Genomic DNA, 20,316 nt, shown 5'->3' with positions numbered 1-20,316 from the left:
AGCACTAGTCAACAGGTGGCGGTTCCGCTTCGCCCGCCAGGTCGGCGAGCCGGACGGGGTGGGCGAGGGGACGGCGGTCCACGGCGAGCGGGTCGGCGGGCGGGTGGCCGAGCAGGCCGGCCACCAGGTCGGCGGCATTGCGCCCGCACATCCGGCCCTGGCACGACCCGAGGCCGACCCGGCAGGTGAGCTTCACGGCCCGCATTCCGTCCGCGCCCCGCCCGAGGACGGCCTCGCACAGCTGCCCGTACGTCACCTCCTCGCAGCGGCAGACGCAGGTGTCCTCGCCCAGCCAGGTCGACCAGCCGTCGCGCAGCGGGTGGGCGGAGGCGAGCGCGGCGGCGAAGCGGCGGCCGGAGCGGACGCGCGCGGCGGCGGCCGCGGCGCGCACGGGGCCGTCGCGGCCGGTGACGTCCGACGCGGCGGCCAGGCCCGCCAGTTCGCCCTCGGCCGCGGCGGCGGCCGCTCCCCCGATGCCGGTGAGCTCCCCGGCCGCGTACACGCCGGGCACGGAGGTGGCCTGGCGGGCGTCGACGACGACGTGACCGTCGCGGACGGCGCAGCCGGCGGCGAGCGGGAGTTCCAGCTGCGGGGTGAAGCCGTAGCCGACGCACACGGCGTCCACGGGTGCGACGATGCGCTCGCTGCCGGGGACGATGCGCCAGCGCGCGTCCAGCCGGGCGACGGTGACGGCCTCGACGCGGCGGTCGCCGTGCGCCGCGACGACTGCGCGGTGGGTGCGATACGGAACCCGGTGCCGGGCCAATTCGACGGCATAGGCGGCAAGTTCGGCCATCCGCACCGGCCCTCCGTCGAACAGCGCCACGAGCGGCCGGCGCAGCCAGCGGGCGGGGGTGCCGGCCTCGTACACGCCCGCCACCCGTGCCCCGGCCCCGAGCAGCGAGGTGGCGACCGGCAGCAGGAAGGGTCCCGTCCCGGAGACCACCACGCGCCGGCCGACGGCCAGCCGCTGCCCCTTGGCCAGCGCCTGGGCGGCCCCGGCGGTGACGACGCCGGGCAGGTCCCAGCCGGGAAAGGGCAGCGCGCGGTCGTGGGCGCCGGTGCACAGCACCAGCGCGTCGGCCAGGAGCGTACGGACCGGCAGTCCGGCGGCGTCGGCGGGGCCCTGCTGGAGGTGCACGAGATGGCTGCCGGTGTGCGGCCCCGGTTCGAGCGCGCAGACGGTGGCGCGCGACAGGTGCTCGATGCGCGGTTGCGCGGTGACGGCGCGCTCCAACGGGTGCGCGCGCCGCGACCCGGCGCCCACTGCAGGCTGCCGGTGGTACTGCCCGCCGATGCGCTCCCCGCTGTCGACGAGCACCACGCGGGCGCCCCCGCGAGCGGCACTCAACGCGGCCCGCGCCCCTGCGGGCCCGGCCCCCACCACGACGACGCGCGGCACTGAGCCGCTCACGCGCCGCTCCCGGTACCGGGCGCCGCCGGCTCCCCCGGCGGGGCGCCGGGAGGGGGTGCGGCAGGTGCCTCCACCGCCTCCACGGCCGGCAGGGGCACGGCGGTCTCGATCCGGTCGCCCTCGCGGACTTCGCGTCTGCAAGCCCTCACGCCGGCAAGGCCGTTGACGGTGACGAGACAGTCGTAGCAGACGCCGATCCCGCAGAACACGCCGCGCGGGCGGCCCCCGTGGCGGGTCTCCCGCCAGGACGTGCGGCCCGTCGACAGCAGCACGGCCGCCACGGTCTGGCCGGGGCGGGCCGGGTGCGGGGCACCGTCCACGTGAACGGTCAGGGGCATGGGTTCTCCTTCGTGAAGCCCGTGAGGCCCGTGAAGCCCAGGCCCGGGCGGGCCACCCGGAACGGCCGGGGGTCGGTGAGCGGGGACTCGCCGGTGTGCAGCTGGGCGAGGAGCTCGCCGGTCGCCGCGGCGAGGCCGACGCCCGCGCCCTCGTGGCCGGTCGCGTGCCAGAGGCCGGGCAGGCGCGGATCCTCGCCGATGACGGGCAGGTGGTCGGGGGTGTACGGGCGGAAGCCGCCGTACGCGCGCACCACCGGCACGTCCGCGAGCACCGGGAACAGCCGCACCGCTCCGCGCGCCAGGGCGCTCATCACCTCCAGGCGCAGGGTCTCGTCGAAGCCGCAGCGCTGCCGGCTGGACCCGATCAGCACCGTCCCGGCCGGGGTCGCCTCGATCACGGCCGCCGTGCGCAGCGCGGCGTCCCCGCTGCCGACCGCGCCCGCGTACCCCGCGTCGTACACCTTGTGCCGCACGGTGCCCGGCGGCAGCGGGCCGGTGACCAGGACCGTGCCGCGCCGGGGCAGCACGGGCAGCGGCGCACCGGCCGCCTCGGCGAAGCGGCCGGCCCACGGGCCGCACGCGTTGACGACCGCGCCGCACGGCACCCGCCCGTCGGAGGTGCACAGGGCCGTGACCCTGCCGCCCGCCCCGGTCTCGACGCCGAGCGCCCGCACCCCCGTGCGCACCCCGCCGCCCCGGGCCCGCACGGCGGCGAGCAGCGCGGTCGCGGCGAGCACGGGATGCAGCTGGGCGTCCTGCGGATAGTGCACGGCGGCCCGGACGTCCGGGGTGAGGTGCGGTTCGTACGCGGCCGCCTCGCCGGGCGCGAGGCCGTGCGCCTCGACGCCCGCGGCGCGCTGGGCGGAGGCGGCGGCGCCGAGCGCGGCGGCGGCGTCCTCGTCGGTGGTGACGACGAGCCCGCCCTTGGGCTCGTACTCGCACGCGGCGCGCCCCGGCCCGAGCTCCTCGCGCAGCGCGGCCAGCAGCGCGGGCCAGCGACGCAAGGAGGCCTGGGCGAGGGCGAGTTCGGGGCCGGGGGGCTTGTCGGAGACGAGCAGGTTGCCCTCGCCGCGGGCGGTGGTCTCCCCGACGGCCGGCCCCCGGTCGACGACGAGCACGCCGATCCCGCGCCGCCCGAGCGCCTCGGCGCAGGCCGCGCCGATGATGCCGGCACCGACGACCACGACGTCGGCGCCCTCGCGCTCGCGCCGAGCGTCTGAACGAACGTCCTGCCGTAGAACGCGCACGAATCGCACCGCCGTTCCCTGTGGACCGCCGAGAAGCTAGCCGCCTCGCGGCGGGCGGGTCAACACCGCGGGGGTCCGGGGCGAAGCCCTGCGATCTCGGCTGCGGGCGCGTCGTGGTCGCTCGCGCAGTTCCCCGCGCCCCTGACGGGGCGCACCGCACCGTCCCATGGCACAGCCGCCCTCCCGATGGTGGAGTGGGGGACATGACACCCGCGCAAACCCGACGGGACCGTGCCGTCGAGGACGCCGTGCGGCAGGGCATCGTGGGCCCGCACCACCCCGTCGTCGGCCTCCTCGACGTGGACGCCATCCGCGGCGCCGCCGCCTCGCTGCACGCGGCGTTCAGGGGGCACCTCCCAGCGGTAGCTGGGGGAGCGCCCCGCGTTCTCCACACCTTCGCCGTCAAGGCCGCCCCGCTCGTCCCCGTCCTCCGCCTCCTCTCCGACGAGGGCCTCGGCTGCGAGGTCGCCAGCCCCGGCGAACTCGCCCTCGCCCGGGCCGCGGGGGCGCCGCCCGCCCGTACGGTGCTCGACTCCCCCGCCAAGACGGGCGCCGAGCTGCGCGAGGCCCTCGCGCTCGGCATCGCGGTCAACGCCGACAGCCGCGAGGAGCTCGCCCGGCTGGACGCGCTCGTGCAGTCCGCCCCCACCCCCTCCACCCTCGGCCTGCGCATCAACCCGCAGGTCGGCGGCGGCAGCATCGGCGCGCTGAGCACGGCCACCGCCACGTCCAAGTTCGGCATCGCACTGCGCGACGAAGGAGCGCGCGCATGGCTGCTCCGCGCCTGCGCGGAGCGCCCCTGGCTCACACGGCTGCACGCCCACGTCGGCTCGCAGGGGTGCCCGCCCGGGCTGATGGCCGAGGGCGTACGGGCCGTGTACGAGCTGGCCGAGGAGGTCAACGCGGCCGCCGGACGGCAGCAGATCACGACGCTCGACATCGGCGGCGGACTGCCCGTCAACTTCTCCTCCGACGAGGTCACCCCCACCTTCGGCGACTACGCCCGGCTGCTGGCCGACACCGTCCCCGGCCTGTTCGACGGGCGCTACGGCCTGGTGACGGAGTTCGGCCGCTCGCTGCTCGCCAAGAGCGGCATGGTGCTGGCCCGCGTCGAGTACGCCAAGTCGGCGGGCGGCCGCCGGATCGCGGTGACGCACGCGGGGGCGCAGCTGGCCGTGCGGACGGTGTTCGCACCGGAGTCGTGGCCGCTGCGGGTGGCCGCGTACGACGCGCAGGGGCTGCCCAGGACGGGCGGGGCCGTGGCCCAGGACGTGGCGGGGCCGTGCTGCTTCGCCGGCGACCTGGTCGCCGTGGACCGGCCGCTGCCGCTGCTGGAGGCGGGCGACCACGTCGCGCTGCTGGACACCGGCGCGTACTACTTCGCGCACCACTACGCGTACAACTCGCTCCCCCGGCCGGGGGTTTACGGCTACACGGCCGCAGAAGGCGAGAACGCTCGGTTCGTCACCGTCCGCTCGCCGCAGACACTCGCCGAACTGGTTGCCGAAGGCGGCGCCGCGCACGCAGCGGATCTCACCGCCCTGCGGTGACCTTCGCACCGCCGGGTGCGGCGTCGCCCGCGGCGAGCCCGGTGGTCAGGTAGCCGGTCACGCGCCGGGCGGCGGGGCTCGCCAGGGCCCACTCGGTACGCACCCACAGCAGCGCCTCGTCGCGGTGCTCCAGGGCGCCCAGCCACCGGGCCTTCGCCCACAGCCCGGCACCGGCCCCGGCCAGGCCGAGACCGACGGCGCAGGGGAGCGCGAAGGAGGAGCCCACGGCGGCGAGAAAGCCCAGGACGAGCCACCAGCGGTGCGCGCGGGACCAGTTCCGCGCGGTGACGGCGCGGTCCTGCAGGAAGACGGCCCGACCGGCACGGGACGCGCCGCGCGCGAGCTCCGCGTAGCGCTTGCGGCGCACGGCGAAGACGACGGCGGCCGTGATCAGGAACAGCGCGGCGCCGGCGAGGGCGCCGATGCGGAGGCCGGTGAACCCCGGCACGAAGGCGCCGATGCCGGCGCCGAGCAGCCCGGACCACCAGAGCCGGGCGGCGGGGGCCCGGACGATCACGGCCACCCGTGCCAGTGCGTACTTGCTGCCGCCGGTCACCTTCGGACCTCCTCGTTCCGGATCGGGTTTCCGGTGCGGAAGGGTAGTGGGGGTTTCTGAGAGCGGGCTGAGTGGCGGGGGACGACCCGTCGTACACGCCTTCGGGCAGGCCCTAGGGCCTGCCCGATGGGTCAGCACAGGCCCCGCGACGCTCCCCCAGCTACCTCCCCCAGCTACCGCTGGGGGTGCCCCCAGGAGGTGCCCCCAGCACCAGACGCCGCGGAGCCCGCACTGACCCATCGGACAGGCCCTAGCCCACTCGGAGTCATACCGCGGTATCACACGGGACTTGGCCCCGTCGTGTGACGAGTCCGGGGCCGCCCGATCCTTACTCTCGTCGTATCAGACGAACACGAGGAGCCACGCATGCCGGTGACCGACCAGCAGCGCGCCCTGCGCCGGCGGGCACTCGCCGCCGCCGGGATCCTGGCCCTGACCGGCCTCGTCAGCGCCTTCACCCCCACCGCCCACGCAGCGGCGGCGACGGCGGTGGCCGCCCCGCTGCCCGCCCCCACCGGCCCGTACCCCGTCGGGACGACGACCCGGCACCTGACCGACACCGCGCGGCCGGACCCCTGGCACCCGGAGCGGGGGCCCCGCCAGGTGATGGTCAGCTTCTGGTACCCGGCCGCGCGGGCGCAGTGGCGCACGGCGCAGCGCGTCGCCCCGCACATGGACACCCTCTCCGCCGCCCACTTCGGCTCGGCCGGGGGCGCGGGGGCGCTCAACTACGGCGTGCCCGCCGGGAGCGTCGACTGGGCCGCCACCCGGACGCACGCCGTCGTGGACGCACCCGTCGCGCGCGGCACCCGGGTGCGGCCGGTCGTGCTGTACTCCGCGGGGCTGGGCGACCCGCGCACCTGGAACACCTCGCTCGTGGAGGAGCTCGCCTCACGCGGCTACGTGGTCGTCACGGTCGACCACACCTACGACTCGTCCGAGGTGCTCCTCACCGGCACGGGTCCCGGCCGCCAGGGCGGCAGGCGGCTCGTGGAGTCCGTGCTGCCCGCCCTGGCGCGGCAGCACGGCACCGACCCGAGTGCGGTGCTGCGCAGGGCGATGACGGCCCGGGTGGACGACACGCGCTTCGTCCTCGACGTGCTCGACGGCCACCGGCCGCACCCCCGGCCCGAGTTGCCGCGCACCCTGACGGACGCGATGGACCTGCGGCGCATCGCCATGGCGGGCCACTCCGCGGGCGGCTTCACCGCACTGCAGGCGATGCACGACGACCGGCGGATCGGCGCCGCGGTCGACATGGACGGGACGCTGGCGTTCCCGGACGGCAAGCCGGGCACCGTGGCCCGGGACGGGGTCGACCGCCCGTTCCTCCTCATGGGGACGGAGGCCTCCGACTCGGGCCCGTACCGCCGCCGGCCGTCGTGGGCGTCGCTGTGGCGGCACTCGCGCGGGTGGCGCGGCGACCTGACGCTGCTCGGCTCGCAGCACGGGGCGTACACGGACGCGGCGGCCCTGCTGCCGGGAGCGGTCCCGCGCGAGATCCTCCGGAGGGATGTGGGAACGGTGCGGCCGGAGCGGGCGGTTGCCGCGACGAGGGCGGCTGTCACGTCGTTCCTGGACCGCGCCCTGCGGGGCCGGGACGACCACTTGCTCAGGGGGTTCCCGGAACTGCACCGCGAACACTGAGCGCCCCGAAGGGGCGCGGGGAACTGCGCGACCAGCCACAACGAACCGCTACTCGACGAACAACCCCCGCGCAGCGGCCCCGGCATCGAACTCCTCCAAGCGCGCCTGAGCATCAGGCAACGCATCACACATCGCCTCCAGCAACACCCGCCCCAGCAGCATCGGCGCACACGCCGTGTCGAAGGCCAGCCCCGTCCCCACCGCAGCGGGCAGCAGCAGCTCGCTGTACCGCGCCACGGGCGCGAACGTGGAGTCCGCGACGGTGACGACCGTCAGCCCCGCGTCCTGCGCATAGGCGAGCGCCTCCACGACCTCCCGCGGATGCCGCGGCAGCGCGAAGCACAGCAGCGCGCTCGCACCCGCCCGCACGGCCGCGTCGATCCGGTCGACGAGCAGCGTGCCGCCCTCGTCGAGCAGCCGGACGTCCGGGTGCACCTTGCGCGCGAAGTAGGCGAAGCCGCCCGCCTGGGCCCCGGCGGCGCGCAGCCCGAGCACCGGCAGCGGCCGGGACGCGGCCAGCAGCCGCCCCGCGCGGACGACCGGCTCCGGGTCGGCGAGCAGCGAGGCCAGGTGGCGGAGGTTGTCGATCTCCGCGTGCACCGCCTGCTGGTACTCGTTGTACGAGTCCGCCGCCGCGCCCGCGGCGGCGGGCACGACGTCCCGCAGGTGCCGGCGCAGCGCCGGGTAGCCGTCGAAGCCGAGGGCCACCGCGAAGCGGGTCACCGACGGCTGGCTGACGCCGGCCAGTTCGGCCAGCTCCACGCTCGACAGGAACGGCGCGTCGGCGGCGCGCCGCACCATGCAGTGGGCGATGCGGCGCTGCGTCGGCGTCAGCCGGTGCCCCTCGAAGAGCTTCTGCAGCCGCGCCGTGGCCCCGGTGTCGCCCATCGACTCTCCTCACCCATTCAGCAATGCCATTCCCTGCATGAAATTATGCAGGGCGGCAGGGGTGCGTCACAGCGGCGGCAGCAGCTTCTTCTGCGGCTTGCCCATCGCGTTGCGCGGCAGCGCCTCCAGGAAGCGGATGCGGCGGGGCCGCTTGTGCACGGACAGGTGCCCGGCCACGAAGTCGATCAGCTCCTGCTCGCCGACCCCGTCGGCCACCACGTACGCGACGACCTCCTGGCCGAGGTCCTCGTGCGCGACCCCGACCACCGCCGCCTCGCTGACCGCCGGGTGGTCCAGCAGCGCGTTCTCCACCTCGCCCGCGCCGATGCGGTAACCGCCGGACTTGATCAGGTCGGTGGAGGCTCGGCCCACGATGCGGTGGGTGCCGTCCTCGTCGACGGCCGCGATGTCGCCGGTACGGAACCAGCCGTCGGCGGTGTACGCGGCGGCCGTCGCCTCCGGGCGGCCCAGGTAGCCGGTGAACAGCGTCGGCCCGCTCACCTCCAGCTCGCCGATGCCGCTCTCCGTCGCCGCCAGCCGGGTCCGGACGCCCGGCAGCGGCAGCCCCACCGCGCCCGGGCGGCGCTCGCCGTCGGCGCGGGCGGAGATCGTGATCAGGGTCTCGGTCATGCCGTAGCGCTCCACGGGCCGCTGCCGGGTGAGCTCCTCCAGGCCCCGGAAGACGGGCGCGGGCAGCGCCGCGCTGCCCGACACCAGCAGCCGCGCCCCGCTCAGCGCCCGCGCCGCGGACGGGTCGCGCACGACGCGGGACCAGACGGTCGGCACCCCGAAGTACAGGCTGCCGCCGGCGGCCGCGTACGCCTCCGGCGTCGGCCGCCCGGTGTGCACCAGCCGGCAGCCGGTGCGCAGCGCGCCCAGCACGCCCAGGGCCAGCCCGTGGACGTGGAACAGCGGCAGGCCGTGCACGAGGGTGTCCTCGGGCGTCCACTGCCAGGCGTCCGCGAGCCCGTCCAGGCACGCGGCGATCGCCGCGCGGGGGATCAGTGCGCCCTTGGGTGCGCCGGTCGTGCCGGAGGTGTAGAGGACGAAGGCGGTGGACGCGGGGGCGGGCTCCGCACCCGTCCAGGAGCCCTGCTCGCGTATGTCGACGGGCACCTCCGCCCCGAGGACCAGCTCGGCGCCGGAGTCGCGCAGGATGTGCTCGCGCTCGGCGGGCCCGGCGTCCGGCGGCAACGGCACCACGGGCACCCCGGCCAGCAGCCCGCCCACGACGGCGGCGACGGTCTCCACGCTCGGCGTCGCCCGGACCGCGACGGACTTGGCACCGGCGATGCGGGACGCCACCGCGCTTGCGGCTCCCAGGAGTTGCTCCCGCGAACACGGCTGCCCGGCGATGGTGAGGGCGTCCGGGCGGTCGTCCTGGCCGGGCAGGGCCAGGGACGTCAGCAGGGGAACGGTCACAGGTGCTCCTTCCGAGAGGTGCGGGTCCTGTGACCGTACAGGCGGAGCGCCCAGCAAGGGGCGCGGGGAACTGCGCGATCAGCCACGACGCGCTCGCAGCCGACGTCCCCGGGCTTCGCCCCGAACCCCGGGGTTGTGCGCCGACTGCAGGCCGTCGGCGGCTGGTCGCGCCCACGCGGCGGAGCCGCATATCGAAAGCAGCCCCGCGCCCCTTACGGGGGCGAGGCGCCCTCCTGACGGAGCCGACACGCAAGGGCCGCCGCACCCGGGCCGGAAGACCGGCCGGGGTCGGGACGGCGGCGGCCCCCGCCGAGACGGCCGGAGTCCGGGAGCCGCTCCGGAGGTCCTGCCGCCGCTTCGGGCGCCGGCCGGGGGCGGTGCGGCCCCCGCCGACTCCCTCAATATGCCGGTCGCTTGTTAAGCCCGTGCTGCGAGCACGTGACGCATACGTACCTTTGACGGACCGGCAGATGGCGCGCCGGGCGAACGCCCAGGGCCCCTCGGCTACTTGGTGCCGTTCTCCTCGGCCAGGAAGGCCAGCAGGTCCTGCCGGCTCACCACGCCGGACGGCTTGCCCTCGACCAGCACGACCGCCGCGTCCGCCTTGCCCAGCACGGCCATCAGGTCGGCGACCGGCTCGCCCGAGCCGACCTGCGGCAGCGGCGGGCACATGTGCTTCTCCAGCGGGTCGGAGAGCGAGGCCCGGCTGGCGAACAGCGCGTCCAGCAGCTCCCGTTCGACGACCGAGCCGACGACCTCGGCGGCCATCACGTCGGGGTGCCCCGCACCCGGCTTGACGATGGGCATCTGCGAGACGCCGTACTCGCGGAGCACCTCGATGGCCTCGCCGACCGTCTCCTCGGGGTGCATGTGCACCAGCGAGGGCAGGCCGCCGTCCTTGCGGCGCAGCACGTCGCCGACGCGGGCGGTGGCGGGGCCCTCCTCCAGGAAGCCGTAGTCCGCCATCCACTCGTCGTTGAAGATCTTGCTCAGGTAGCCGCGGCCGCTGTCCGGCAGCAGCACGACCACGACGTCGTCCGGGCCGAGCTTCTCGGCGACGCGCAGCGCGGCGACGACCGCCATGCCGCAGGAGCCGCCGACGAGCAGGCCCTCCTCCTTGGCGAGGCGGCGGGTCATCTGGAAGGCGTCCTTGTCGGAGACCGCGACGATCTCGTCGGCCACCGACCGGTCGTAGGCGGTCGGCCAGAAGTCCTCGCCGACGCCCTCGATCAGGTACGGCCGGCCCGAACCGCCGCTGTAGACCGAGCCCTCGGGGTCGGCGCCGACGACCGCGACCTTGCCGTCACTGACGTCCTTCAGGTAGCGGCCGGTGCCGCTGATGGTGCCGCCGGTGCCCACACCCGCGACGAAGTGGGTGATCCGGCCGCCGGTCTGCTCCCACAGCTCGGGACCGGTGGAGTGGTAGTGGGAAAGGGGGTTGTTGGGGTTGCTGTACTGGTCGGGCTTCCAGGCGTTGGGCGTCTCACGGACGAGGCGGTCGGAGACGTTGTAGTAGGAGTCCGGGTGCTCGGGGTCGACGGCGGTCGGGCAGACGACCACCTCGGCACCGTAGGCGCGGAGCACGTTGATCTTGTCCGTGGAGACCTTGTCCGGGCAGACGAAGATGCACTTGTAGCCCTTCTGCTGGGCCACGATCGCCAGACCCACGCCCGTGTTGCCGGAGGTCGGCTCCACGATCGTGCCGCCCGGCTTCAGCTCGCCGGACTTCTCGGCGGCCTCGATCATGCGGACGGCGATGCGGTCCTTCACGGAACCGCCCGGGTTGAAGTATTCGACCTTGGCAAGCACGGTGGCCTCGATGCCATCGGTCACGCTGTTGAGCTTGACGAGCGGGGTGTTGCCGACGAGCTCAATCATCGAATCGTGATACTGCACGGTGATCTCCGCGGTCAGGGGCACTAGCGGTCGTCGCGTACCCGTAAGCCCAGCCTATTGCGCGTCCGACTGCACTAGTGGCGCGTTGCGTTCGACTGCAGGCGGGGCAACCTGCTGGTAGTGCGCCACTGCAAAGGGGTGCACCACATTCGTGAAGCTTTCATGAAGCCTTTGTGAAACGGGCTTCCGGGCACGGGTTTCCGTGCGGCGGAGACGGTGAAGGAGGCCGGCCGATGTCCAGGTCGAGGGCAAGGGCAGCACGGCGGATCGCAGCGGCGGCGGCGTACGGGGGCGGGGGCGTCGGACTGCTGGGCGGCGCCGCGTTCGGCGTGCTGCTCACCGAGGTGGCGCTGGCGAAGCGCGTGGTCGGCGGCGGCGGGGACACCCCACCGCAGGCGGACGGGCGCTACGGCTCGGCCTTCGTCCACAGGCTGGGGAACCAGCCCCTGCTGCTGGGCATGCTGGGCGACTCCACGGCCGCCGGCAAGGGCGTGCACCGGCCGCGGCAGACACCGGGCGCCCTGCTGGCCACCGGACTCGCCGCGGTGGCCGAGTGCCCGGTCGAGCTGCACAGCGTGGCGCTGTCGGGCGCGCAGTCGTACGACCTGGAACGGCAGGTCACGCTGCTGCTCGCCGACCCGGAGCGGATCCCCGACGTCTGCGTGATCATGATCGGGGCCAACGACGTCACCCACCGGGTGCCGGCCGCCCGCTCGGTGCGGCTGCTGACGGAGGCGGTGCGCAGGCTGCGCGAGGCAGGCTGCGAGGTCGTCGTGGGCACCTGCCCGGACCTGGGCACCATCGAGCCCGTCTACCAGCCGCTGCGCTGGCTGGCCCGGCGGATGAGCCGCCAGCTGGCGGCCGCGCAGACCATAGGGGCCCTGGAGGCGGGCGGGCGCACGGTCTCGCTGGGCGACCTGCTGGGGCCGGAGTTCGCGTCGAACCCTCGGGAGCTGTTCGGGCCGGACAACTACCACCCCTCGGCCGAGGGCTACGCCACCGCGGCCATGGCCGTCCTGCCGACGCTGTGCGCCGCGCTGGGCCTGTGGCCCGAGGACGAGGAGCGGCCGGACGCGGCACGCCGCGAGGGCATCCTGCCGGTGGCCCGGGCCGCCGCCCAGGCGGCTGCCGAGGGCGGCACCGAGGTGTCCGTGGCCCGCGGCCGCTGGGCGCTGCTCAAGCACCGCAAGCGGCGCCGGCTGCCCGGCCACGCCGAACCGGCGGCGCGGCGGCGGGCCCAGCCGCGGACGGTGCGCGGGATGCGCTCGCCGCAGCCGCCGACGCCGGGGTACCGGCCGAGCGACAATTGAGGCCCGTGCACCCACCGCGAAAGAGGCCCGCATCACAGCGGCGAGGCCGTGACCACGCCGCTACGTACGGGTAACTTCCCGGAGAGTCCAGCCCACCCGTCGCCCGACCACCACCCCTCGACGAGGCGCTACGCGCCGCCTCTTCTATTCGCGCACCCTGGGAGCCGTGATGCCCGAAGCCGTGATCGTCTCTACCGCCCGCTCCCCCATCGGCCGTGCCTTCAAGGGCTCGCTGAAGGACCTGCGCCCGGACGACCTGACCGCCACCATCATCCAGGCCGCCCTGGCCAAGGTGCCCCAGCTCGACCCGCGCGAGATCGACGACCTGATGCTCGGCTGCGGCATGCCGGGCGGCGAGCAGGGCCACAACCTGGCCCGCATCGTGGCCGTGCAGATGGGCATGGACCACCTGCCCGCCACGACCGTCACCCGCTACTGCGCCTCGTCGCTGCAGACCTCCCGGATGGCGCTGCACGCGATCAAGGCGGGCGAGGGCGACGTCTTCGTCTCGGCCGGTGTCGAGATGGTCTCCCGCTCGGTCAACGGCTCCTCCGACGGCATCCCGGGCACGCACAACCCGCTCTTCGCCGACGCCGAGGCCCGCACGGCCGCCCGCGCCGAGCAGGGCGGGGAGGACTGGCACGACCCGCGCGAGGACGGTCTGGTCCCGGACGCGTACATGGCGATGGGCCAGACCGCCGAGAACCTGGCACGCCTCAAGGGCGTCACCCGCCAGGAGATGGACGAGTTCGGCGTGCGCTCGCAGAACCTCGCCGAGCAGGCCCTCGCCAAGGGCTTCTGGGAGCGCGAGATCACCCCGGTGACGCTGCCCGACGGCACGGTCGTCGCGAAGGACGACGGCCCGCGCGCCGGCGTCACGCTGGAGGGCGTCCAGGGCCTGAAGCCCGCCTTCCGCCCGGACGGCCGGATCACGGCGGCCAACTGCTGCCCGCTCAACGACGGCGCGGCGGCCGTGGTGATCATGTCCGACACCAAGGCGCGGGAGCTGGGCCTGACCCCGCTCGCCCGGATCGTCTCGACGGGCGTCTCGGCCCTGTCCCCCGAGATCATGGGCTACGGACCGGTGGAGGCCAGCAAGCAGGCGCTGCGCCGGGCCGGGCTGGGCATCGGCGACATCGACCTGGTCGAGATCAACGAGGCGTTCGCCGCACAGGTCATCCCCTCCTACCGGGACCTGGGCATCGACCTCGACCGCCTGAACGTCAACGGCGGCGCGATCGCGGTGGGCCACCCCTTCGGCATGACGGGCGCCCGCATCACGGGCACGCTGATCAACTCGCTGCAGTTCCACGACAAGCAGTTCGGCCTGGAGACGATGTGCGTGGGCGGCGGCCAGGGCATGGCGATGGTGATCGAGCGGCTCGGCTGAGTAAAGGTCCGGGCCAACCCCCGGATCGGCAACTGCCAAACGCAAGGTGCCGTCACCTTGCCCGATCGTGACCGAATCTCCCCCAGGATGTGACCAAAGTCCCGGGGGAGTTTTGTTTTCCCAGGTCAGATGATTGAAGCCAGAACGGCAGGGCCTTTGGTCCCATCCGTTTCGGTCCGTTTTGCACTGGGGGCCGCTGTGGACGTGCGCCAAGCTGAGGTAGGAATTCGGGGGATCCGATGCAACCGGGAGTACGTCAGTGAGCGCCTTGTCCCTTGCCCTGCTGCTGGCCGCCGGCACCGCAACCGCCGCAGGCGCCGCCGCCCTGTACAGCACGCGCGGTCTGCGCCGGCAGATCACGGCGCTGCGCGCCGACCTGGCGGCCGCCTCCGCGGACCGCACCGAGCGCGCCGCGGTGCCCGCCGCCCGGACCGCGCCGGTCGCCGAACTCTCCGAGATACGTGCCGCGGTCGCCGACGCCCTCGCCGAGGAGCGGGAGCGCGAACTGGCCGAGGCGCGTGCGTTCTGGGCGGCGCAGGAGGCCAGGGATCTGGCCGGGCCCGCCGACGCACACTCCCTGCTGCCGGGCCTGGAGGCGCTCCCGGACGCCGAGTCCGAGGCCGCCGAGTCCCCCGAGCTGGCCGCCGCCCGGCGCCGTCACCCCTCGCACCCCGAGTTCTCCCCCGTCCCGTCCGCGGACGACCACGAGCGCACGGCCGAGCGCCTGGCCGAACTCGCCCAGGCCCGCATGCCGCTGGCCGACGTCCGGCCCGGGCCGCTGGGCACGCTGGACGTCTACGTCTTCGCGGACGGCACGACGCTGTGCATGACCCCGGGACACCGGGAGACCTCCGAGCGCCTCGCCGGGGCTCTCCGGGACGGTGACGAGCCGGTGCTGCTGGGCGGCTCCGGGGTGTCGGGCGCCTACGCGCTGACGTTCAGCTGCGCGTCGGGCACCGTGTACGTCCTCGCGGACCGCGTCATCGCGTCGCTGTAGGCGCCGCAGGCCCCGGCTCTCAGAGCCCGCAGCGCCGCCCCGCCTCCTCGATCATCGCGACCGCCTCCGCCACCCCCGTGTGCACGGGTGTGCCCCCGCGCACCAGGGCCTCGGCCAGGTCGTGGCCGGCCACGGCCACCTGGTCGGCGACGGCGAACATGCCGGCCTCCGGCATCTCACGCCGCTCCGCGGCGTGCGGTTCCTCGATCCGCTGGGTCCACGCGGCCAATTCCCGCGCCAGCGCCAGCGCTTCCGCGGCCGCTCCCCGGCTCAGGCGGGACTGCGGCAGGGCCCGCAGCCGGTCGGCGAAGGTGTCCACGGCGGCCAGGAGAGGCGTCACATCATCCACGTCCCGAGCCTATGCGCCGTCGACCGACTGTTGCCAACGCCTGAACACTCAGGCACGGTGACATGAAGGACCATCATTCGACGCGTCCGGAGGCGCCGATGTCCCACGTCTTCTCCGACGAGACCCACCGGAACCTGCTCTCCCGGATCCCCCAATGCACCGGCCGTGAAGTGGCCGACTGGCTTCGCACGGTCGACGAGGGTCCCGCCCTCTCCCGCTTCGAGGAGAAGGTCAGGTGGCTGCGGGGAGAGCACCAGCTCGCCTACGGCCACGCCAAGGCAATCGTCCACGAGTACGACCTCCGCCGGGCCGCTCGCAGGCGCGGATAAGACGAAAGTTCCCCGCGCCCCAAAGGGGCGCGGGGAACTGCGCGACCAGCCGCGAAGAGCCCGCAGCCGAAGAACGAACGTCAGTCGTTGTTCAGGATCGCAATGATCCGCAGGATCTCGGTGTAGATCCACACCAGCGACATCGTCAGGCCGAACGCCGCCAGCCACGACTCCTCGCGAGGAGCCCCGTAGCGGACGCCGTCCTCGATCTGCTTGAAGTCCAGCGCCAGGTACGCCGCACCGAGCACCACGCCGATGATGCCGAAGACGATGCCCAGGCCGCCCGTGCGGAAGCCCAGGCCGTCGCCGCCGCCGAACGCGGCGAACAGCAGGTTGACCGCCATCAGCAGGACGAAGCCGATGCCGGCCGCCACCACGAAGCGCATGAAGCGCTGGTCGACCCGGATGAGCCGGGTGCGGTAGGCGATCAGCACGCCGACGAAGACGACCATCGTGCCGAGCACGGCCTGCATGGGCGCGCCGCGCGCGATGGAGTTGTAGACCTGGCTGATGACGCCGAGGAACAGGCCCTCGAAGACGGCGTAGGCCAGGATCAGCGCGGGGGTCGGACGGGCCTTGAAGGCCTGGATCAGACCGAGCACCATCGCCACGAGACCGGCGCCGAAGCCGACGCCGACGGGCAGCTCCAGCGCCCACGCGGCACCGGCCGCGATGATCAGCAGGCCCAGGGTGATCCCGGTGCGGGAGACGACGTCGTCGATCGTCATCCGGCCGGACTGCGCCGGCGCCTGCGGGTACCCCTGCTGGAGATCGGGGCCGCCCTGTGCGTACGGGTTGGTCGGCTGCGCGTACGGGTTGCCCGCGTGGCCCTGGTTGCTCGCGTAAGGGTTGCCCTGGGTCGCGGCCCCGGCCTGCGGCCCCGGGTCGAAGCCCGCGTAGCCACCGCCGCGGCTGAACCCCCGTCGCGAGAAGACCGGGTTGCTGCTCCTCATCTCACTCCTCCGTGGCCACCCTGCGCGGCCTTGGCGTCAAGCGTAATGGGTAGGCAAAAGAATGCCTCTCCTGCTACGGGACGATCTTTTCCTCGCGTTCCCACCTACTGACAACGCGATGCCAGGGTGCCCGGTTCCGGGAAGGCCCGTGAAGCGGGTGTCAAAGAAGCGCGAGCGATTACGGAGAATGCCTCGGCTGTGCCCGGAGCCGGACTTGAACCGGCACGGCCCGTAGGGGCCAGCGAGGTTTAAGCTCGCCGTGTCTGCATTCCACCATCCGGGCTGGTTCTCTCGGGCCGCACAGCAGAGGGAGGCACCAACCCCTCCCCCCTGAGAGAGCAGGACGAGCCTAGCCGGGGAGCGCCCCCCAAACAGCGGAACGGTGACCGGAGGTTGTCTTATTTTATTGGCAACTGAGGGCCCATCAGTACAGGGAAGACGCCAAGGGCACATGCCAGCGGCCGATCCCCGCCGTTCACCACCCCACCCCCGCCGGGAAGCGGAATTGTCGCAATCTCGTCGCTCTCGGTAAGGGTCGGCCTCCTACCCAGGGATGACAGGACGCCCTCCGCATACCTCCGGAGGTAGGGCCAGGAACGGGAGCTTCGGCTGATCCCGGAGCCCGAACCGCCGGGGAGCATGGAGGGGTCCCTTGCACCACGTCCCGACAGGAGCGCTCCTGTGACCACCAGCCCCCTCGGCGCCCAGACCGCCGTCCGCACCGCCGCGGTCGCGGCCCGCGCCACGGATCTCACCAAGGTCTACGGGCAGGGCGAGACCCAGGTGGTCGCCCTGGACGCCGTCTCCGTGGAGTTCCACCAGGCCGAGTTCACCGCGATCATGGGCCCCTCCGGCTCCGGCAAGTCGACCCTCATGCACTGCATGGCCGGGCTCGACGCCATCTCCCGCGGCTCGGCCCGCATCGGCGAGGTCGAACTGACCGGGCTGAACGACAAGAAGCTGACCCGGCTGCGCCGCGACAAGATCGGCTTCATCTTCCAGGCCTTCAACCTGCTGCCCACGCTGACGGCCCTGGAGAACATCACGCTCCCCATGGACATCGCCGGCCGCAAGCCCGACCAGAAGTGGCTGGACATGGTCGTCGACACCGTCGGCCTGTCGGGCCGGCTCAAGCACCGCCCCAACCAGCTCTCCGGCGGCCAGCAGCAGCGCGTCGCCGTCGCCCGCGCCCTCGCCGGACGCCCCGAGATCATGTTCGCCGACGAGCCCACCGGAAACCTCGACTCCCGCTCCGGCGCCGAGGTCCTGGGCTTCCTGCGCAACTCCGTGCGCGAACTCGGCCAGACCGTCGTCATGGTCACGCACGACCCCGTCGCCGCCTCCTACGCCGACCGCGTCGTCTTCCTCGCCGACGGCCGCATCGTCGACGAGATGCGCGACCCCACCGCCGACGCCGTCCTGGACCGCATGAAGCGGTTCGACGCCAAGGGCCGTACGAGCTGACCATCGCCGGACACGATCTCCAGGACTGACCTCCCCATGTTCCGTACCGCTTTGCGCAATGTGCTCGCGCACAAGGCCAGGCTGCTGATGACCGTGCTCGCCGTACTGCTCGGCGTGGCGTTCGTCTCCGGCACCCTGGTCTTCACCTCGACCATCTCCGAGGCGTACCAGAAGAGCTCCCAGAAGGGCTTCGACCACGTCGACGTCGCCGTCCAGCCGCACCGGCAGGCCGACGACAAGGAGCACCCGGGCGCCGCCCCCAAGCTCACCCAGCGGATGCTCGACCAGGCCGCCAAGGTGCCCGGCGCCGCCTCCGCCACCGGCACGGTCACCGGCTTCGCCGCCATCGCCGACAAGAACGGCAAGCTCATAGGCGAGGGCTTCGGCTCCTCCGGCTCCAACTACTACCCCGGGACCGACGGCAAGGACTCCCGCTACCCGCTCAAGGACGGCCGCGCGCCGAAGGGTGCGGGCGAGGTCGCGCTGGACGCCAAGACCGCCGACCGCGCCGGCTACAAGGTCGGCGACACCGTCCGGATGTCCGTGAACGGCCCGGTCCTGGAGCGGAAGCTCACCGGCATCTTCACCACCCGGGACGGCAACGTCTCCGCGGGCGGCAGCCTCGCGCTCTTCGACACCGCCACCGCCCAGCAGTTCTACGCCAAGCCGGGCGAGTTCAACGAGATCGACGTCAAGGCCGCGGCCGGCACCTCGCAGGACGCACTCAAGACCGAGCTCGACAAGGTCCTGCCGAAGACCGCCGAGACCACCACCGCCCAGCAGCTCGCCGACGACCAGGCCAAGGTCATCGCCCAGAGCATGGACGGCATGAAGACCGCCCTGCTGGCCTTCGCCGGCATCTCCCTCTTCGTCGGCATCTTCATCATCGCCAACACCTTCACCATGCTGGTCGCCCAGCGCACCAAGGAGCTCGCGCTGCTGCGCGCGGTCGGCGCCAGCCGCCGCCAGGTCACCCGCTCGGTGCTCATCGAGGCGTTCGTCGTCGGCGCGGTCGCCGGCGTGACCGGCCTGCTCGCGGGCATCGGCATCGGCGCCGGGCTGCGCTCCCTGATCGGCAGCACCGGGGCCGAGATCCCGGACGGCCCGCTCGTCGTCTCGCCGGGCACGGTCGTCGCCTCGCTGGCCGTCGGCATCGTGATCACCGTGCTCGCCGCCTGGCTGCCCGGCCGCCGCGCCGCGAAGATCCCGCCGGTCGCCGCCATGAACAGCGTGCACGCCGTCGCCACCACCCGCTCGCTGGTCGTCCGCAACACCATCGGCGCGCTGCTGGCCGGTTCCGGTGCGGCCCTCGCCGTGGCCACGAGCGACAAGGCCGTCATGGGCCTGGGCGCGGGCCTGCTGCTCATCGGCGTCTTCGTCCTCACCCCGCTGCTGTCCCGCCCGGTCATCGCCGCCGCGACGCCCGTCATGCGACTGTTCGGCATCTCCGGCAAGCTCGCCCGGCAGAACGCCGTCCGCAACCCGCGCCGCACCGCCGCGACCGCCTCGGCCCTGATGATCGGCCTCACCCTGATCACCGGCCTCACGGTCATCGCCGGCAGCGTGCAGAAGGCCATCGACAAGATGGCCACGGACGCCATCCGGGCCGACTACATCGTCTCCATGGCGAGCCACACCCCGCTCTCCCCGGACGTCGCCAAGAAGATCTCGGGCCTTCCCGGGGTCGAGGCGAGCAGCCCGCTGCGCGAGGCCCCGTCCCGGATCGACGGCGACTTCACGAACCTGACCGGCGTCGACGGCTCCACCATCAACAAGCTCACCAAGCTCGACTTCGTCTCCGGCTCCTTCGCGAACCTGTCCGCCGACAAGGTGGTCGTCGACGACACCGCCGCCAAGAACCACGGCTGGAAGCTCGGTTCGACCCTCGACGCCACCTTCGAGGACGGCAAGAAGGGCACGCTGACGGTCTCGGGCATCTACAAGGGCAACGCCCTGATGAACGGGATGATGGTCGACCTCAGGACCGTCGCCCCGCACCAGAGCCAGATCACCGACCAGCAGGTCATGGTCAAGACGTCGGCCGGCGTGAGCGACTCCACCAAGGACTCGCTGCGCAAGGCGCTCGGTGACAACCCGGCGATCCAGATCCAGGACAAGAAGGACATCTCCAACGGCATCGCCAAGGTGATCAGCCTGCTGCTGAACATGCTCTACGGGCTGCTCGCCATGGCCGTGATCGTCGCGGTGCTCGGTGTCGTCAACACCCTGGCCATGTCCGTCTTCGAACGGTCCCAGGAGATCGGCATGCTGCGCGCCATCGGCCTGGACCGCAAGGGCATCAAGCGGATGGTCCGCCTGGAGTCCCTGGTCATCTCCCTCTTCGGCGGAGTGCTCGGCGTCGGCCTCGGCGTCTTCCTCGGCTGGGCCGCGGGCCAGCTGATCGGCAAGAGCCTCTCGACGTACGAGCTGGTGCTGCCGTGGGGCAGCATGGCGGTGTTCCTGCTGCTGAGCGCCGTGGTGGGCGTGCTGGCCGCGCTGTGGCCGGCTCGCCGGGCGGCGAAGCTGAACATGCTCGCCGCGATCAAGGCCGAGTAACGGCCCGGGG

Annotated in this window: 17 protein-coding genes and 1 tRNA gene; 8 read left to right on the top strand and 10 right to left on the bottom strand. The window is 73.5% G+C overall.

Annotated elements, in window-relative coordinates:
• Positions 1–4: 4 nt before the first annotated feature.
• Genes ACLHRZ_RS40525 through ACLHRZ_RS40515 form a run of 3 tightly spaced genes read right to left on the bottom strand, consistent with a single transcriptional unit; the run spans position 5 to position 2,999 of the window.
• Positions 5–1,414, bottom strand: coding sequence for an FAD-dependent oxidoreductase (locus ACLHRZ_RS40525; protein ID WP_490423617.1), 1,410 nt, complete (start codon positions 1,412–1,414; stop codon positions 5–7).
• Positions 1,411–1,752, bottom strand: coding sequence for a (2Fe-2S)-binding protein (locus tag ACLHRZ_RS40520; protein WP_490423616.1), 342 nt, complete (start codon positions 1,750–1,752; stop codon positions 1,411–1,413). Before ACLHRZ_RS40520 ends, ACLHRZ_RS40525 begins: the two co-directional genes overlap by 4 nt.
• Positions 1,743–2,999 carry an NAD(P)/FAD-dependent oxidoreductase gene (locus ACLHRZ_RS40515; protein WP_490423615.1) on the bottom strand — a complete coding sequence of 419 codons (1,257 nt, stop codon included), beginning with the start codon at positions 2,997–2,999 and terminating at the stop codon, positions 1,743–1,745. The genes ACLHRZ_RS40520 and ACLHRZ_RS40515 overlap by 10 nt, the downstream gene beginning before the upstream one ends.
• A 203-nt stretch (positions 3,000–3,202) precedes the next feature.
• On the opposite strand from ACLHRZ_RS40515, the gene ACLHRZ_RS40510 reads away from it, so the two are divergent.
• Positions 3,203–4,549: a type III PLP-dependent enzyme domain-containing protein gene (locus ACLHRZ_RS40510; RefSeq protein WP_490423614.1), complete on the top strand. Its 1,347-nt coding sequence runs from the start codon at positions 3,203–3,205 to the stop codon at positions 4,547–4,549.
• On the opposite strand, the gene ACLHRZ_RS40505 is transcribed toward ACLHRZ_RS40510, so the two are convergent.
• Positions 4,533–5,072 (bottom strand): hypothetical protein, encoded by a 540-nt coding sequence (locus ACLHRZ_RS40505; protein WP_490423660.1) that lies wholly within the window; start codon positions 5,070–5,072, stop codon positions 4,533–4,535. The two genes, ACLHRZ_RS40510 and ACLHRZ_RS40505, sit on opposite strands and share 17 nt — an antisense overlap.
• A gap of 399 nt (positions 5,073–5,471) precedes the next feature.
• Here ACLHRZ_RS40505 and ACLHRZ_RS40500 point away from each other — a divergent pair, with 399 nt between their 5' ends.
• Positions 5,472–6,752 (top strand): alpha/beta hydrolase, encoded by a 1,281-nt coding sequence (locus tag ACLHRZ_RS40500; protein ID WP_490423613.1) that lies wholly within the window; start codon positions 5,472–5,474, stop codon positions 6,750–6,752.
• Between the two features lie 48 nt (positions 6,753–6,800).
• Here ACLHRZ_RS40500 and ACLHRZ_RS40495 read toward each other — a convergent pair whose 3' ends face one another.
• From ACLHRZ_RS40495 to ACLHRZ_RS40485, 3 genes are all read right to left on the bottom strand, one after another.
• Positions 6,801–7,640, bottom strand: coding sequence for a MurR/RpiR family transcriptional regulator (locus tag ACLHRZ_RS40495; RefSeq protein WP_490423612.1), 840 nt, complete (start codon positions 7,638–7,640; stop codon positions 6,801–6,803).
• 66 nt (positions 7,641–7,706) lie between these two features.
• Complete coding sequence (locus ACLHRZ_RS40490) at positions 7,707–9,062, bottom strand: acyl-CoA synthetase (RefSeq protein WP_490423611.1); 1,356 nt, start codon at positions 9,060–9,062, stop codon at positions 7,707–7,709.
• 504 nt (positions 9,063–9,566) lie between these two features.
• On the bottom strand, positions 9,567–10,958 hold the full coding sequence (locus ACLHRZ_RS40485; RefSeq protein ID WP_490423610.1) for a cystathionine beta-synthase: 1,392 nt from the start codon (positions 10,956–10,958) through the stop codon (positions 9,567–9,569).
• 233 nt (positions 10,959–11,191) lie between these two features.
• Between ACLHRZ_RS40485 and ACLHRZ_RS40480 the strand changes: the two genes are divergently transcribed.
• The 3 genes from ACLHRZ_RS40480 to ACLHRZ_RS40470 all read left to right on the top strand — a co-directional run bounded on the left by ACLHRZ_RS40480 (position 11,192) and on the right by ACLHRZ_RS40470 (position 14,655).
• Positions 11,192–12,268 carry an SGNH/GDSL hydrolase family protein gene (locus ACLHRZ_RS40480; RefSeq protein ID WP_490423609.1) on the top strand — a complete coding sequence of 359 codons (1,077 nt, stop codon included), beginning with the start codon at positions 11,192–11,194 and terminating at the stop codon, positions 12,266–12,268.
• Positions 12,269–12,437: 169 nt separating this feature from the next.
• Positions 12,438–13,658 carry an acetyl-CoA C-acetyltransferase gene (locus tag ACLHRZ_RS40475; protein ID WP_490423659.1) on the top strand — a complete coding sequence of 407 codons (1,221 nt, stop codon included), beginning with the start codon at positions 12,438–12,440 and terminating at the stop codon, positions 13,656–13,658.
• Between the two features lie 259 nt (positions 13,659–13,917).
• Positions 13,918–14,655 (top strand): hypothetical protein, encoded by a 738-nt coding sequence (locus ACLHRZ_RS40470; RefSeq protein WP_490423608.1) that lies wholly within the window; start codon positions 13,918–13,920, stop codon positions 14,653–14,655.
• Positions 14,656–14,674: 19 nt separating this feature from the next.
• Here the strand turns inward: ACLHRZ_RS40470 and ACLHRZ_RS40465 are convergent, their stop codons facing one another.
• Complete coding sequence (locus tag ACLHRZ_RS40465; protein ID WP_490423607.1) at positions 14,675–15,004, bottom strand: hypothetical protein; 330 nt, start codon at positions 15,002–15,004, stop codon at positions 14,675–14,677.
• A 98-nt stretch (positions 15,005–15,102) separates the two neighbouring features.
• Between ACLHRZ_RS40465 and ACLHRZ_RS40460 the strand changes: the two genes are divergently transcribed.
• The gene (locus ACLHRZ_RS40460) at positions 15,103–15,333 is read left to right on the top strand and encodes a DUF4287 domain-containing protein (protein ID WP_490423658.1); all 231 of its coding nucleotides are present in this window, start codon (positions 15,103–15,105) and stop codon (positions 15,331–15,333) included.
• A gap of 80 nt (positions 15,334–15,413) precedes the next feature.
• On the opposite strand, the gene ACLHRZ_RS40455 is transcribed toward ACLHRZ_RS40460, so the two are convergent.
• On the bottom strand, positions 15,414–16,286 hold the full coding sequence (locus ACLHRZ_RS40455) for a Bax inhibitor-1/YccA family protein (protein ID WP_490423606.1): 873 nt from the start codon (positions 16,284–16,286) through the stop codon (positions 15,414–15,416).
• A 199-nt stretch (positions 16,287–16,485) separates the two neighbouring features.
• Positions 16,486–16,569, bottom strand: a tRNA-Leu gene (locus tag ACLHRZ_RS40450).
• Positions 16,570–16,925: 356 nt separating this feature from the next.
• Between ACLHRZ_RS40450 and ACLHRZ_RS40445 the strand changes: the two genes are divergently transcribed.
• Positions 16,926–17,750 carry an ABC transporter ATP-binding protein gene (locus ACLHRZ_RS40445; protein ID WP_490423605.1) on the top strand — a complete coding sequence of 275 codons (825 nt, stop codon included), beginning with the start codon at positions 16,926–16,928 and terminating at the stop codon, positions 17,748–17,750.
• Between the two features lie 36 nt (positions 17,751–17,786).
• The gene (locus ACLHRZ_RS40440) at positions 17,787–20,306 is read left to right on the top strand and encodes an ABC transporter permease (RefSeq protein ID WP_490423604.1); all 2,520 of its coding nucleotides are present in this window, start codon (positions 17,787–17,789) and stop codon (positions 20,304–20,306) included.
• The last annotated feature ends 10 nt before the right edge of the window (positions 20,307–20,316 follow it).

This window comes from Streptomyces sp. AM25 (assembly GCF_058146165.1).
This window is presented reverse-complemented; position numbering and strand designations above follow the sequence as displayed.